Raw genomic sequence first — 15,728 nt, forward strand, 5'->3', positions numbered from 1 at the left:
ACTGATCAGGCGGCAGGCAGTTCGAGCGCAGCCAGACAGGCGGTCGCAAGATCGCGGTTTGGCGCATCACTTCCGGGCATTGTCGCCCAGCCGGTTGCGATAAGCGCGTCGCGTCGTCTGGGAGTTGTCGCCTGCTGAATCGTGGCGATCTTGCTGACGCGCTCCGGATCGGCGGTAGACATCGCCAGGCAGACCGGAACCAGCGCTGCAACAGTTTGTTCGGTAGCGACGGTCTGCGCCAGACGGTTGGCGCCTCCGGCTGTGGACCATCCCGCCCATCCGAAGCCGATCACAGCAACTGCGATACCGCCGATGATGCCGCCATAGATGCCGGGCTTGAGCCATTCAGGAGTTTTCATGTTTACGCCCTTTCAGGATGCAGGCCTCTTGACCACAGAGCACATCGCTGGATGTTTCTGATGCGAAGCCGGGTGCGGTTCGAAAGAAAGATGTCGTTCGGCAGCTGGTGCAGAGGATCCGTGGCCAAAGGCGACCTGAACGGATCCGCCCAACCGAAGCCAGTATTATGCAGCGGCCGCCCCGAGAGACTGACGGGTGTTAGCATCGCGCAGGCCATTTCTGAATTATTCCCGGAATTCCGTGTTTTCTGTCGGTGAGAACGTATGGCGGCCGCCGGGGAAAGCACTCGCGCAGTTTTCGTGCATCTCATCGACGCTCAGCGATCATGACCTCGGTGGTGATCAGAAGGCCCGCAATCGATGCGGCATCCTCGAGCGCGATCCGCACCACCTTTGTCGGGTCGACGATACCGGCCTCGAACATGTCGACGAAGCTCTCTGCCTGCGCATCGAACCCGAAGCCAGCGCGACCTGCCTCGATGATCTTCCCCGCGACTACAGCGCCGTCGATCCCGGCATTCTCGGCGATCTGGCGCAGAGGCGCCTGTAGCGCCCTCCGGATGATCCTGATCCCGGCGTCCTGGTCGGGATTGTCGCCTTTCATATCGGCCAGCAGATTTCCGGCGAGAAGGAGCGCGACCCCTCCGCCCGGGACGACGCCCTCCTCGACGGCCGCGCGCGTCGCATGGAGCGCATCGTCAATCCTGTCCTTGCGTTCAGTCACCTCTGTCTCGGTGGCGCCCCCGACGCGGATCACGGCAACGCCGCCCGACAGGCGTGCCAGCCGCTCCTGCAGCTTTCCCTTCTCGTAATCCGACGCTTCACCCTCGATCTGCGCGCGGATATGGCCGATGCGAGACGCGATCGCGGCCTTGTCGCCCTGACCGCCGATCAAGGTCGTGGCGTCCTTGCCGACGAGGATTTTCTTCACCGTACCTAGCCGTGCCATCGTCACATCTTCAAGCCGAGTTCCAAGCTCGGCCGAGATCACCTCGCCACCCGTCAGAATGGCGAGATCTTCCAGCATGGCTTTGCGGCCATCGCCGAAGCCAGGGGCCTTGACCGCCGCAACCTTCAGATCAGCGCGGAGCTTGTTGACGACCAGCATCGCAAGCGCCTCGCCTTCGATATCCTCCGCAACGATCAGCAGCGCTCTGTCGGCCTCCAGCACCTCCTCAAGCAACGACAGCATCGGCTTGAGGGCCGATAACCTGCTGTCCAGTAGAAGGATGACGCAGTCTTCGAGTTCCACGGTCATCTTTTGCGCGTCGGTGATGAAATAGGGGCTCAGCCAGCCGCGATCAAACTGCATGCCCTCGACGATTTCTGTCGTTGTCTCGATGCCTTTTGCGTCCTCGACGGTGATGACACCTTCCTTGCCGACCCGCTCCATCGCATCTGCGATCTGTCGGCCGATGGCGGCATCGCCGTTCGCCGAGATCGTTCCGACCCGCGCGATTTCGTCACTGTCGCGAACTGGCCGCGACATGTCCCTGATGCCCGTGACGGCAGCCTTTACAGCCTTGTCGATGCCGCGTTTCAGATCCATCGGGTTCATGCCGGCTGCCACCGCCTTCATGCCTTCCCTGACGATGGCCTGCGCAAGGACGGTGGCGGTCGTCGTGCCATCTCCGGCCTCGTCATTGGTGCGGGTCGCAACTTCCCGAACCAGCCGGGCGCCCATGTTCCCGAACCTGTCCGCAAGCTCGATCTCTTGCGCAACGGTCACGCCGTCCTTGGTGATACGCGGAGCACCAAAGTCCCGGCCCAGGATGACATTGCGCCCCTTCGGGCCGAGGGTGATCCTGACCGTATCGGCGAGGATATCGATGCCTTTCACCATGCGACTGCGGGCTTCGGTGCCGAAGAGAACGTCTTTCGCAGACATGTCAGTCGATCCTGAAAATTGGTAATGTGGAAGCAGGGCAATAGTCCTGAGAAAAAGGGCGTGACCGATCCCGATGTACTGCCCTCTGTTGATGGCCGCCGTCTCGGGATCCCTCTGGCCTGAGAGAGCGCGGTGCTAAGGCCGGCCGGATGGGTTTATCCCGGCCATGATCCCGTTGATCAGGCTGGCTACGCTTTGATGCATCTGCATCTCTGTTGCATCGCCCGCCGCATTCTCATGTGCCGCGGCTGCATCGCGGAGCACACCTGCAATCTCGCGTTCGGGCAGAAGTTTGTGGTCATTGATGGCGAGCAGGAGAGCCTCACATATGGAAAGTGCTGCCATTCCTGCATGATCTGTCTGGCCGGGCATCGCGAAGCGTCCTTTTGGTATAGAAGAGGATCAGGACAGGGGCAGAATCCTGATGAGTTGCATCACCCTGACAGGAAGTTCTGTCGGCCGGACTGATCCAGAGCAGCCTGCCCGACTGCCTGTCGTGAATTCCGCACCAACCGGGAGAAGCTGTTGAACCCTATTGAGAGCAGTCCGCTGACCCGGAAACTGTCGACCTTCGTGGCCCTGTCGGATGTGGATCTGGAGACACTTGCGCGCTTTCATCGGCGGCGCAGAACCTTCCTCGCCGGGCATGAGATGATGCACGAGGGCCAGTCGAATGCTTCGGCCTACATTCTGGCCGAAGGCTGGGCCTGCTCCTACAAGATGCTGCCCGATGGCGGACGGCAGGTCATCAACTTCCAGATTCCTGGCGATTTTCTGGGTTTGCGCAGCATCCTGTTCCGAACGTCAGACCTCAGCCTCGAGGCGCTGACGGATATCGAAGCCTCCGAGGTCTTTGCCCCGGATATCCTCGGCGCATTTGCCGAGGCGCCCCGGCTTGCCACCGCCGTCCTCTGGGCCTCATCCCGCGACGAGGCGATGATGGTCGAGCATCTGGTCAATCTCGGGCGGCGCTCAGCGGTGGAGCGGATGGCGCATCTGCTCATGGAGCTCGGGGCACGGCTGAACCATGTGGGGATCGGCGACAGAACGGGGTTCTCCTGTCCCCTGACCCAGTATCATCTGGCCGATGCCCTTGGTCTGAGCGCCATTCACGTCAACCGGGTGCTGCGGCAGTTGCGGGAGGACAGGCTGGTCACGTTCCGGCAAGGCAAGGTGACCTTCAACAATTTCGAGGGCCTTCAGGCACTGGCGGGTTTCGACACCGGCTATATGGATCATGCAGGGCCGTTGCTGCGTTGACCCGCCTGCAACGACCATTGAGGAGGTAGGCCTTGCCGCCCTTGTCGCCCTGACAAGCGAGGCTGCACAATCCGCACGCCGGATATCGTCGGTTGCGGGCTCCGCAGCCTCGCTGGAACTTGTTACGACCTGCTGACTGGCTCCCCGTCAGCGCCTTTCGGTATAACGGTGTCTTGGAGCGGCTGACTGATCCAGGTTTGCATGGGCCGATATTCAGCATGCCATCGCGTTCCGGGGAGCCGGAAGTGCGAGGGTCGCATCCATTTTTGATTCAGGCATAATTCAGAGAGGACGCTAACACCGATCAGCCCCGGCGGCGGACGATGATCGTATGGTCAGAACGCTGCCGTGTCGCCGCGCCGAAGCGAAGGCGTCACACGCGGACAAGTTTTTCAGACCTGATCGGAGGCTACAGATGAACATCCGCTCATCCAGGAAGCAGGTGACTTTCGCGCATCCTTTCACCTTGTCAGGTTACGCCGATCTGCTGCCCGCCGGAAATTATGATGTCCTCGTCGAGGAAGAGCTTCTGCAGGGGTTGAGCTTTGAGGCCTACCGCAGGACCTCGACCCATATGATTGTCACAGGACGGGCTGGTCGGGCGGAGATGCGACCGATCACTGAGAAAGACCTTGAGGCCGCGATCGGGCGAGATCAGGCAGCACCTCAGCCCGGGGGCGCAGAATGAGTGATGATCCGGTGAGCCTTGATGCCCGGCGTAGCACCGAAGGACAGATGGCGACGGATTTTCGCCGTCATGCTCTCAGGGAGTTCGAAGCCGATCAGGAGGCCCTGCGCAAACGCCAGGAGGAGCTTGAAGCGCAATTTCTCGCCGAGCCATCGGTGACATGGATCGAGGCAGCAGTGAAGGCCCAATACCTGATCCGTCGCTACGCAGAGACTGCGGAAGCAGGGGACGCCCGTAAGCAGAAGCTGATCCAGCGCGCCCTCGGAGATCTGGCGCGACTGATCGAGAGCGAACCGAAAAAACCGTGAAAGATTCCTCGCCTGACGACAACGATCTGCAACGCGCCCTTGCGGATGCACCAAGGGAACGATCCTGCCTGCGATGCCAGACGATGTTCTGGAGCGAGGGGTTCGGCGAGCGCATATGCAAACGCTGCAAAGGGTCTCATTCGTGGAAGAATGCCGTCCCCGTTTCCCCGGGCTCTTCGCGAAGGTCCTGAAAAGCATTATCTGCGGGCATAGCGGCGGTCGAAAGCAGGATACACGTGGTCTTTCTCGAAACGGTTCATACGACCACCTACCGATATCGAAGCGAGGTCTCCCTCGGACCGCACCGCATGATGCTTCGGCCACGCGAGTCCCGGGACCTGCACCTCCTATACCATGACGTTTCCCTGTCTCCGGCTGCGGAACTGTCATGGGCGAATGACGTCTCGGGAAACGTGATCACCACGGCCACGTTTTTGCAGCCGACCGCCTGCTTGCGGATCGAGAGCCGCGCCAGGATCGAATTGACGGCTTCGCCCTCGCCAGGATTCGCCATTGCGCCCTCCGCGATGCGCTGGCCGTTCCTCTACTCCGGTGACGACTGGACCGACCTTGGTGCGCTGGCCATGCCACAATATCCCGATCCCGAGGGCCATTTCTCTCGCTGGGTCGAGGGATTTGTCTACGGCTGGCGCACCGACACGCTGTCCCTGCTGATGGATATCAGCGACGGGATATCCGACCGCATTTCCTATCAGAGCCGGGAGACCGAGGGCACGCTATCGCCGCTTGAAACCCTGCACCGTGGCTGGGGGTCGTGCAGGGATTTCGCGGTCATGCTGGCGGAAGCTGCAAGGATACTCAAGTTCGGCGCACGTATCGTGTCCGGATATCTGTTCGATCCCCGTGAAAGCCTTGTCGGATCCACGGGGCCGGGTTCGACCCATGCCTGGACCGAGATCTATGTGCCCGGCGCGGGCTGGATCACTTTCGATCCGACCAACCGGAGTGTTGGTGCAAGGAATCTGATCCCGGTGGCCGTGGCCCGCGATGTGCGCCAGATCGTCCCGGTTTCGGGCAGCTTCATCGGCAACAGTGATGCACTTATCGAAATGGCGGTCAGTGTCACTGTAACCGCAGAGAACCTCGACCAGGCCCCGTCGTAACGTGGCGCTGTTCGGCGGCCCGAACCGACTTGTGGGCGGTCACACGGACTGAGGCGGGATATGCAACCGAACCAGGTGCTGCGCGCCGTCCAACAGCACGCGTGTGTCGTTGTCCTTCGAATGGATGAAACCTTCGGGAGCAATGTCGCCCTGCGTAATCCGGATATCGATGGCGGTGCCGGCCACCTGCACCGTTGCGGAGAAGCCAGGCCAATGCGCAGGCAGGCACGGTGCGATCCGCACATGGTCGCCCTCGCGCCGAATGCCGAGAATGCCCTCGACCGCAGCGCGATACATCCATGCCGCAGACCCGGTGTACCATGTCCAGCCGCCCCGTCCTTCATGCGGGCCGACTGAATAGACATCCGCCGCAACGACATAGGGTTCGACCTTGTATCGTCCGGCGTCTTCCGCTGTCAGCGCATGATTGATCGGATTCAGCATCGCGAACAGGCGCACCGCGCCGTCACCGTCGCCAAGCTTCGCCCGTGCCAGTACTGCCCACATCGCGGCATGGCTGTATTGCCCACCATTTTCACGCAGACCAGGGGGGTAGCCCGCAATATATCCGGGATCGGGGCCGAAGCCGACGGCCGCATTGTCAAAAGGCGGGGTGAACAGCAGAGCAATACCCGGATCGGGGCGGATCAGATGCCGTTCGACCGAGGCCAGGGCCGTGGCGGCGCGGGCCGGATCAGCCTGACCTGACAAGACTGCCCAGCTTTGCGCGATGGAGTCGATCCGGCACGCGGTTCCAGCGGCCGAGCCAAGCCAGGTCCCGTCATCGAAGGTGGCGCGGCGATACCATTCCCCGTCCCAGGCTTCCCGCTCCAGCGCCGCGCGAAGGTCGGTAGCATGCGCCTGCCAGCGCACGGCGCGTGCTGGATCGCGAACCTCGGCCATGGGAATGAAGCGGCTAAGCGTATCCAGCAGCAGCCAGCCGAGCCAGACGCTCTCGCCGCGCCCCGCCTCACCAACCCGGTTCATGCCGTCATTCCAGTCGCCGGTGCCGATCAGCGGCAGGCCGAGCGCACCTGTCAGCGCGATGGTGCGGTCGAGGCCAAGCGCGCAATGCTGCCAGAGCGTCGCATCGGTTCCCGATAGCTCGGGCTGGAAGAAGGCGTCATGCTGGCCCGATGCCAGTAAAGCTCCGTCAATGAAGGGAACCCGCTCGTCAAGCACCAAGCTGTCGCCTGTCACCGCAACATATTCCCCGGCGGCGTAGGCCAGCCATACGCAATCATCCGATATTCGCGTGCGCACGCCCTGGCCCGAATGCGGCAACCACCAGTGCTGCACATCGCCTTCGGGGAATTGTCGCCCGGCCGCGCGCAACAAATGGCTGCGGACGCGGTCGGGCTGCGACAGGGTCAGCGCCATGCCATCCTGCAACTGGTCACGGAACCCATAGGCCCCACTGGCCTGATAGAAGCCGGCGCGCGCGTGAACGCGGCAGGCCAGAGTCTGGTACTGCAGCCAGCCATTGACCATGACATCCATCGCACGGTCAGGCGTTTCGATCTGCACGGTTCCGAGCACGGCCTCCCAATGCGCTTCGACCTCGGCCAGCGCGGCATCAAGATCAGTCTTGCGGAGGCGGCAGATCAGGGTTCGTGCGTCTTCGACAGAGACCGTCTGGCCGAGGAAGTGGTCAATGACGATCTGAGCACCCGGCGCCAGTTCTACCTTGCGTTCCAGAGCCATGCAGGGATCGAGGCCTGATCCGGCACGGCCTGCCAATGGTTGTCCGTGGCTGACCGCCAGTGGCATGGTGGGTGCGCCGCCCCGGCCCAGAAACCCGGTGCGGTCGGCGGTGAACCCGCTTTGCGCGCCTGCCAGATCGGCGAACATCACACGGTCAGGGAAGGCCGTGTTCCAAGGATTGCGGGCAAAGAGCGCGCCGGTCTCACCGTCGCGTTCGGTGGTCAGGAACGGCGCCGAGCCCGCGCGTGACGGGCCCATCACCGGCTCGGCATAGCTGATCACGGTCAGACGCCGGGGCTGCCCGGACAGGTTGCGCAGGGTCAGGCGCGAAATTTTTACCGGATCCGCCAGCGGCACGAATTGCAGCAGGTCAAGGCCGATGTTCCCCGCCTGATGCTGAAACCGGCTGTAGCCAAAGCCATGACGCGCGATGTGACGCCCCGCCTGGCGCAAAGGTGCGAAGGTGGGCGAGAATACTTCGCCGGTGGCATCGTCGCGGATGTAGAATGCCTCTCCCGTCGGATCGGCCACTGCATCGTTCGACCACGGCGTCAGGCGGTTCTCGCGGCTGTTCCCGGCCCAGGTGCCGGTGCTGCCGGTGGCAGAGACGTGAAAGCCAAGGCTGTCATTGGCGATGACATTGATCCAGGGCGCCGGTGTCGGGATGCTGCCGTCAAGGATCGTGACATATTCCCGGCCCTGACGCGCAAAGCCGCCGATGCCGTTGAAGAACTCCAGCTCTTCGACCGATGGTGGGCTGGCCGTGGCAGGGAGTTGCCGCTCCCATGTTGCCGGGGGCGCCTCTTCGCCAATATCATCTGCCAGGATTACAGCGATCTGCTCGGCCAGGGTGCCGCGCCGCGCCACCAGATGCACCCGCGCCACCGAGATCAGCAGCGACCGCGCCTCGGGCGAGATGAGATCGGCGCGCAGGGCATGTATTTGCCCACCTCCACCGCCATCCGGCGCCCGTGAGCCCCTCAGCGCCGCCTCGATCCCCGCTTGCAGGCCCTGAACATAGGAGGCGGGATGCTCGTTGAGGATTACCAGATCCACCGCCAGGCCTTTGCCGCGCCAGTATTCCTGCGCCAGCAGCATCTCATGCACCCGCGCTATGTCGGCGGCATCGTCGATGCGCAGCAGCACGATGGGCAGATCGCCCGAGACGCCCATCGGCCAAAGTGCAGATTGCTTGCCTGCGCCCGTGGCGACAAGATCGGCACGTGCCCGGAAACGCATGTCCGAACAGAGGATCGGGGCGGTGAGGCGCTGGAAGCCGGCTGCCTGCACCGGTGTGATCGCGAGATGGCGCAGTTGAACCTGTGCCTGGGTCCAGGCGAGTGTTCTTGCCCTATCAAAGGCATTGCGGTCATGGTGTCGGTCGATCAGGTCGGTGAGCGCATCGCGGGTCGGCGCGACCACTGTCCAGAACGCGAGTTTCACGGTGCCGCCTGCCGGAATCGTGACCCGCTGACGCAGCGCAAAGACCGGGTCCAGCACAGTGCCGACCCCTCCCTCCAAACGGCTCCCCGCGATCAGAGCCTGCGCCGAGGACAGGTCATTGTCGCGCCCGACAAAAGCAGCGCGGTCGGTCTCGAACTCCATCGCCGCGGAAAGCTCACCCTCCACCACCAGAAAATGGGCCGCCCAGACCGGGGTTTCATCAGGGGAACGCGGCCTGCGGGTCGCGATGACGGCGCCGAACTCCGGCAGGTATTCGGTCTGCACGAACATCCGGGCAAAGGCGGGATGCGCAGCATCCGCAGCCGGTGTGGTCAGGGCCAGCTCGGCATAGGATGTCAGTTCTACCTCACGCGGACGGCGGGACGTGGAAGTGATTGCAACCCGGCGCACTTCGGCATCATCCTCGCCCGAAACGAGCACATCCATCGCTGTGGACAGAGTGCCCTGCCTGCGTGAGAAGCCGACGCGATCCTCAAAGAACTGCACCTCGCGCTGGTCGTCGTCTGCCGCGCCCTCGACGGAATGCAGCTGGCCGCCCTGTAGATCGCGTAGCCAGATCCGCGTGCCGCCGGTGTCACGCGTGGCATCCGCCTGCCATCGCGTCAGGGCGATGTCGCCCCAACGGCTGTAGCCGCCGCCCGTTGCTGTCAGCATCACCGCATAACTGCCGTTCGACAGGATATGGGCGACCGGCGGCCCCTGTGGGGTGCCTTCGATCAGCGCCATCCGCTGCATGTCCAGCGCGCTCGGGCTGTCGGGCACCGCCATGGCTTCAAGGCGCGGCGTCACGGCAGGGATGTCGCGCGGGATGCGTTCCTGCAAGACAAGCTCGGTCGCGCGGATCATCGGCTCGGCATGGAAATGCGCCCGCATGCGACCAGATTGCAGGATATTTGCGATGGCGACGATGGTCATGCCCTGATGATGCGCCATATAGCTGCGAACCACGGCAACGGTTTCGCCTTCGGGCAGCCGCGAGGCCGTGAAATCCAGCGCCTCATAAAACCCGTAGCGACCACGGCCCCCAGCCGCCGCCAGCGCGGCATAGTTGCGGTGGGCCTCGGCCGGGGCGAACATCACCGCAAGCCCGGTGGCATAGGGCGCCACCACCAGATCGGTGGCAAGGCCGCGCTTCAGCCCCATTCCCGGGATACCGAAGGTGGAGTACTGGTAATTCATATCCAGATCGCGGGCGTTGAAGCCGGATTCCGATATGCCCCAGGGGACCCCATGCCGGCGGCCGTAGGCGCGCTGCCCGGCCACAACCTGCCGGTTGGTCTGATCGAGCAGGCTGCCCGATGGCTCCTCCATCACCAATGCCGGCATCAGATATTCGAACATCGAGCCGGACCAGGATACCAGCACCGACCCGCCGCGCGCGGGCGTGGCGGATCGGCCCAGGCGGAACCAGTGGCGCACCGGCACATCGCCCTTTGCGATGGCGAACAGGCTGGCCAGCCGCGCCTCGGAGGCCAGAAGGTCATAGCAGCTCTCGTCGAGGGCATTGTCGTTGCGGGACCAGCCGATCGACAGAAGCTTGCGGTCTGGATCGAAGAGAAAGGCGAAATCCATCGCCAGAGCCATGGCCCGCGCCTGCGCCGCCAATGCGTGCAGCCGCGGCGGCAGCGCGGCGGGATCATAGGGATGAGCGTTGCGCGCGCACTGGTCGCACAGGGCCTGCAACCATTCGCGAAGATCATCGGCAAATGGTTCGTTCGCCAATGCCCCCTTGGCCTTTACGGCCAGACGAAGGATGGCGGGCCAGGCGACGCTTTCGCCGGGGATGACTATTGCAGCCTCCAACCCGTCCAGGAGGCCGCTAATGGGCACTCCACCGCCATTTCGTGACTGCCGGGCAAGTTGGAGTGTATCGACAAGGCCCGCGCGTTGGGTGTTACTGTCCGGCCAGCCTTCATCGCTTGCCCAGCTTTCGCAGGCGTTTGCCAGAGCGATCAGATGCCCTGCCAGATTCCCGCTGTCGACCGATGAGACATAGGCCGGGTTGAGCACCTGCCCATCTGCCGTCCCATACCAGTTGTAGAAATGCCCTTTATGCTTCGGCAGTTTTTGCATCGTGGCAAGGGTCGCCTCCAACCTTTCTGTCGCCTCGACGGTTCCGATCCAGCCGAACTCGCGGGCGGCCACGCAGGACAGCAGATAGAGGCCCATATTCGTGGGCGAGGTGCGGGCCGCAGTCAGCGGCACCGGAACTTCCTGATGGTTGTCGGGTGGCAGATGGCTGTGATCCGCCGTCACGAAGGTCTCGAAATAGCGCCAGGTCGCACGGGCGATTACGCGCAGGTCACGCGCGGCATCGGGGGACAGGGTGTTCTGTTGCGGGCCGGCAGATGGACGGCTGATCCGGAATGCGATGAACGGCGCACAAACCCACAACGCCGCAAACGGCAGCGCCAGCGGGGCCGCAGCAGGCGCCAGTGTCACGGCGCCGGCCACAAGAAATGTTCCCAACCCCATCCCGCCGGCCATGAAAAGTGAAAAGCTCCAAAGCCCGGGCCGCGCCCGGCCAGATGCCTGGGCTGCAGTTGTCCACTCCAGAAGATGGCGGCGAGAGACACCGGTCCGCCACAGACTGCGCAGAATGGCATCCATCATGCGCCATGCGGAATCGGCGAGGAAAGTCGCAGCCAGCCCGACCCGCAAGCCAGCCATACCCAGATCGCCTGCCGACTGGCGAAGATGGCTGGAGGGGTCCAACCCCGCCCGGCGCGGGATCACCCCAAGGATCGTTGGCCAGACCACAGGCAACGCCAGCGCGGCCAACAGCAGCAGCGTGGCGCTCAGCGCAGCCTCCTCTGGCAACAGCCACCCGAGTGTCAGCGCCGCGAGCATGGACGGTGCGATCAGCGAGCGGCGCAGCGTATCGGCCATCTTGACCCGTCCCAGCACCGGCACCCCGGGCGCGAAGAGCCAGCGCAAAAGCTGCCAGTCGCCACGCGTCCAGCGGTGTTGGCGGCGCGCGGCAACGTCAACACGGCCGGGAAAAGCCTCGATCAGTTCGACATCCGAGGCCAGACCCGCGCGGGAGAAAATGCCCTCCAGCAGGTCATGGCTCAGCAGGGTGTTGTCGGGCACTCGCCCCCGCATCGCCGCCTCGAAGGCGTCGATGTCATAGATACCCTTGCCGGTAAAAGACCCCTCGCCGAACAGATCCTGCCACAGGTCCGAGGCCGCCGAGGCATAGGGATCCATCCCGCCCGGCCCTGCGGTCGCCCTTTGATAGAGCGTGGCGGGCATGCCTGGCTCCAGCGATGGGGTGACACGAGGTTGCAGGATACCGTAGCCGCTGGTCACCCGGCCCAATGCGGAATCAAAGATCGGACGGTTCAGCGGATGGGCGATCTTGCCGATCAGACGCGCCGCCGTGTCGCGCGGCATCCGCGTGTCGGCATCCAGGGTGATGACGTAGCGCACATCGGCAGGAACGACGGGCACGATCCCATCGGCTTCTCGGAACCCCGTATCCATTGCCCCCCGTAACAAGAGGTTCAATTCGTGCAGCTTGCCGCGCTTGCGCTCCCACCCCATCCAGACGCCCTCGGACGCATTGAACTGCCTGGGGCGGTGCAGGTGCAGGAAACGCGGGCCCGCCGGACCAGGCGGATGGCGACGGTTCAGGGCTGCGATGCCCTCTGTCGCCTGTTCCAGCAGTGCCGCATCGTCCGGCATGACCTCATGCGGGGCGTCAACGTTGTCCGTCAGCAGAATGAACGTCAGATCGCCGCCTGCACCAGAAAGATGATGAACCTCTAACGCCTCTATTTGCGCACGCAGATCATCGTGGCCAGAGACCAATACCGGGACCGCGACAACCGTGCGAAACTCGGACGGCACACCTGCCCGCAGATCTAAGCCCGGCAACAGGGTCGCCCCGACACCGGCGCCCACGATGCGGTTCACCAGCATCATCGCAACGCCGCTGGCCGGCAGCACCATGGCCAGAAGCCAGAGAGACCCGACAATTCCACCTGAGATCCACATGGCGCAAAGCGATAGCAAGACCAGCGTCAGAACCGCGATAGCGCCGAGATAGCCACGCAGGCCCGCTGCGATCCCCCATCTGCGAAACCTCAGATGGATAGGGGGGCGAAAGCCGATCTCCTGTTCAAAGGCCGGTCTTCCTGCCGCGATCAACGACCAACCAGGATCCGCCCGCATGGTCCCTGCGGGCGCTGCCGATGCCCGTCGGCATGCCAAAGCGACGACTTCTCCCTCGCTCAGTGCAACACCGCGCGCGAGATCCTCGACCCCACTGCGGTAAAGATTGCGACTGGGAAAATCCATTGCCGCATAGCCGGGATAGTCGCGCAAATCAGCCTCGACCAGGCTGACGCTTTCAAAGAGATCAGACCAGTCGGTCGCGGAAATTCTGCGCATCGCGGTGATGACATTGCGCAGAGTGACGTTCGAGGCGCCCTGTCGTTCCTGTGCGTGGCGGACGACAGTGTCGATATTCGTTCCCTGCGTCGCCAGAGTCTCCTCAAGCCAGCCGAGCGCGGGATTGGTGCGCGGATCGCGGTCGCGCATGCGTTTGGCCAGTTGGGCGGCGAACACCTCGGACAGCGGGCGTCCGGCGAGGCGTGCCACTTCGGGCAACAAGGCGGTATGTGCCTGACCCGGGGCACAGATGCGATCAGCAAGGCTGTTGGCATCGAGCCGGTCAGCGCGCCCCATCGTCATCTGATCCGCCAGCCGGCGCAGGTTCTCGATCAGAACGATGCGCAGGGTGATGGCAACGGCCCAGAGCTCGCCGATCGTCAGCGGCTGCACCGTTTGATATGCGACGAGGTAACGGCGCAGGATGTCGGGATCGAAATGGCTGTCGGTATGGGCCACGAATGCCCAGGTCACGCCGAAGACGCGTGGGTATCCTGCGAATGGACCATCCGCCAGTTTTGGCAGAAGACGATAATACCCTTCGGGAAGATCGGTGCGAACTTCCCGGATCTGCGCCTCGACGAGGTGGTAATTGTCCAGAAGCCAGGTCGCGGCGGGCACCACTTCGCGCCCGGCTGCAACTTCACTGGCGCTGGCGCGCCACGCCGTAAGCAACACCTTTGCATTGTCGTCCAGCCGGCGGCGCAATGTCCGGACCCTTTTTGTCCGTTCAGCCACCGGCTGCGCAGAAGCCAGCGAGATCGCGTGCTGCTCAAGCCGCTCGGCGCTGAAAAGTTCTGCGCGAACAGGTGCCGTATCCGCCCAGGGGTGACCCGGCACGATATCACGGGTCGTCATCCCGGCAGAAATACGTTCGACCGCCGCTCCGAGGCGGCCGCTCAACCCTTTTTCTTCTTCGGCGCTGCAGCGGGTGCCAGTGCGCCTTTTTCGAACAGAGGTGCCGCTACTGGGGCAGCCTTGACCTGTTTGGGCTTCTTCGCCTCACGATTTCCGCGTTTGTTTCCCTTGGCCATATAGTTATCCTTTGATTTACGGACCGCAAAGCGCGGGCATGATTATTCAGCCCACGCGCGATGCGAAGGGGCTGAGAAGGTTTCGAACCAGCGATCACATTCACTCACTCAGGGAGTGCCAGTAATTTTTGGATAGCAAGGCAACGGCGTCGGGCGGAGCTTTCTCGACGCCAGATCAACCTGTGACGTGAGAATGATGGAAGAGGACCTCAATAGCAACCCCTTTGGATGAGCGTTACAGCGGCTGAAGCGAAGGGTGCTCATAAGTTGTCATTATATCATGCGGTTGGAGTGGCTTCGGGTTGGGTTTGATAATTTATTTATTGTAATGCCTTGATTTTCTGAAACGACTACTTATTTGGATAGAAGCAGAGCTTGCCCGGATGAACGACCGGGTGACTGCGCGATTTATCTCCTTCGTGAGAAATCTCCGTGGAATTCTCTTATCTCACATCGGCTTTTCCGGTGTGGTTTTGCAGTTCAGTTCTGCAAAAACGGCATGGAGCGGAGGTTGATTTGACTGCCAAAAAAAGGAAGCAAGAGGTTCTTCGCGCGTCTCCCAGAGAGAACCTCATGGACCGAACCACAGTCGCTGCGCGAGACATCGTCGAAGCGGAATCCCGAAAACGCCATGAATTGACTCAGTCACTTCGCGCTGCCCGTCTGGCAAAGGAGGAAGAGCTATCTGCGGACCCTCCACAGAAGCGAAAGCCCCGTCCCTGACAGGCTGCCATCGATGGCTTCGGCATCGTCAGGAACAAGTAAACACTTAAAATAAGGGGGGATTTGATGCGAAAATCGAACAGATACTGCGCGCCAGTACTCGCGAGTTCCGCTGGCAACACCAATGACAGTACAGACTCAAGAACATGTTCAGCGCGTGAAGAAAAATCCATCGAGGTCGGTTCCTCTGGTGGCGGGGCGATGCTGCCTTATGTCCGGCTGCACAAGCTGATCCAGGAATAGGAAACCGCCTCGCAATGGCGGTTAAGGTTCCCGTGTGAATTGGTGGGACAAGGCGATGCTACTTTACAGCTCGTCCGCACCCATCAAGAAAGAGTAGCCGGGAAGGTAAAGCGGCGGAGCCTGCTCCGCCGCTTTGCTTTGTAAATCAGGAGAAAGTGACATGGGATATTCGACACCTAAGACGCCGTTCAACTTGGCCGAATTTCTGAGCCAGAACGCAGCGCCGCGATCCTATCGGAAACCCGTCTGGGGAAGAAAGCCGGCGTCGAGGCCGACGACGGAAAAGGATGCAAACGCCGATACAAGCCCGGAAAAGCGGGTGAAGGAAGAGCCGGGTGACTGAAGTGATCCACAAAACCGACCTGTTTCCGCAACAGGTCTGAGTTATTTATTGGGGCGCCCAGATACCCCTCGAAATTTCAAGCTCCTTACCCTATATGCGATGAGCATATGTTTTTTTCGGACCTGCTCTTTCGGCTCAGCATTCGATCTTCAGCTTTGCCGGGCTGCTACGTTGTGTGGGCAGCATCTTGAACCT

At 62.4% G+C, this 15,728-nt stretch carries 9 protein-coding genes; 4 read left to right on the top strand and 5 right to left on the bottom strand.

From position 1 onward, the window contains the following. Positions 1 to 5: 5 nt before the first annotated feature. From DRF71_RS26395 to DRF71_RS26405, 3 genes are all read right to left on the bottom strand, one after another. Complete coding sequence (locus DRF71_RS26395; RefSeq protein ID WP_112313406.1) at positions 6 to 359, bottom strand: hypothetical protein; 354 nt, start codon at positions 357 to 359, stop codon at positions 6 to 8. Between the two features lie 307 nt (positions 360 to 666). Next, positions 667 to 2,247 (bottom strand): chaperonin GroEL, encoded by a 1,581-nt coding sequence (gene groL, locus DRF71_RS26400; protein WP_112313407.1) that lies wholly within the window; start codon positions 2,245 to 2,247, stop codon positions 667 to 669. A gap of 135 nt (positions 2,248 to 2,382) precedes the next feature. After that, on the bottom strand, positions 2,383 to 2,619 hold the full coding sequence (locus tag DRF71_RS26405; protein ID WP_112313408.1) for a hypothetical protein: 237 nt from the start codon (positions 2,617 to 2,619) through the stop codon (positions 2,383 to 2,385). Positions 2,620 to 2,772: 153 nt separating this feature from the next. On the opposite strand from DRF71_RS26405, the gene DRF71_RS26410 reads away from it, so the two are divergent. The 4 genes from DRF71_RS26410 (at position 2,773) to DRF71_RS26425 (ending at position 5,627) form a co-directional block, all read left to right on the top strand. Next, on the top strand, positions 2,773 to 3,507 hold the full coding sequence (locus DRF71_RS26410; RefSeq protein WP_112313409.1) for a Crp/Fnr family transcriptional regulator: 735 nt from the start codon (positions 2,773 to 2,775) through the stop codon (positions 3,505 to 3,507). 415 nt (positions 3,508 to 3,922) lie between these two features. Further along, positions 3,923 to 4,195: a hypothetical protein gene (locus DRF71_RS26415; protein ID WP_101754968.1), complete on the top strand. Its 273-nt coding sequence runs from the start codon at positions 3,923 to 3,925 to the stop codon at positions 4,193 to 4,195. Then, on the top strand, positions 4,192 to 4,503 hold the full coding sequence (locus tag DRF71_RS26420) for a hypothetical protein (RefSeq protein ID WP_112313410.1): 312 nt from the start codon (positions 4,192 to 4,194) through the stop codon (positions 4,501 to 4,503). The genes DRF71_RS26415 and DRF71_RS26420 overlap by 4 nt, the downstream gene beginning before the upstream one ends. Positions 4,504 to 4,739: 236 nt before the next feature. Next, the gene (locus DRF71_RS26425) at positions 4,740 to 5,627 is read left to right on the top strand and encodes a transglutaminase family protein (RefSeq protein ID WP_112313411.1); all 888 of its coding nucleotides are present in this window, start codon (positions 4,740 to 4,742) and stop codon (positions 5,625 to 5,627) included. A 39-nt stretch (positions 5,628 to 5,666) separates the two neighbouring features. Here the strand turns inward: DRF71_RS26425 and DRF71_RS26430 are convergent, their stop codons facing one another. Then, entirely contained in the window at positions 5,667 to 14,093 is an 8,427-nt protein-coding gene (locus tag DRF71_RS26430; protein ID WP_232831706.1) for a GH36-type glycosyl hydrolase domain-containing protein, read from the bottom strand. Then, positions 14,090 to 14,224 (bottom strand): hypothetical protein, encoded by a 135-nt coding sequence (locus DRF71_RS29170; protein WP_101754912.1) that lies wholly within the window; start codon positions 14,222 to 14,224, stop codon positions 14,090 to 14,092. The genes DRF71_RS26430 and DRF71_RS29170 overlap by 4 nt, the downstream gene beginning before the upstream one ends. Positions 14,225 to 15,728: the final 1,504 nt, after the last annotated feature.

Origin of the sequence: Pseudogemmobacter bohemicus, assembly GCF_003290025.1 — a bacterium.
GTDB classification, from domain to species: domain Bacteria; phylum Pseudomonadota; class Alphaproteobacteria; order Rhodobacterales; family Rhodobacteraceae; genus Pseudogemmobacter; species Pseudogemmobacter bohemicus.

Bases quoted from the DNA above. Each gene is read 5' to 3' on its own strand.
- DRF71_RS26405 (WP_112313408.1), bottom strand. From the start codon at position 2,619: ATGCCCGGCCAGACAGATCATGCAGGAATGGCAGCACTTTCCATATGT.
- DRF71_RS26395 (WP_112313406.1), bottom strand. From the start codon at position 359: ATGAAAACTCCTGAATGGCTCAAGCCCGGCATCTATGGCGGCATCATC.
- DRF71_RS29170 (WP_101754912.1), bottom strand. From the start codon at position 14,224: ATGGCCAAGGGAAACAAACGCGGAAATCGTGAGGCGAAGAAGCCCAAA.
- DRF71_RS26420 (WP_112313410.1), top strand. From the start codon at position 4,192: ATGAGTGATGATCCGGTGAGCCTTGATGCCCGGCGTAGCACCGAAGGA.
- DRF71_RS26415 (WP_101754968.1), top strand. From the start codon at position 3,923: ATGAACATCCGCTCATCCAGGAAGCAGGTGACTTTCGCGCATCCTTTC.
- groL (WP_112313407.1), bottom strand. From the start codon at position 2,247: ATGTCTGCGAAAGACGTTCTCTTCGGCACCGAAGCCCGCAGTCGCATG.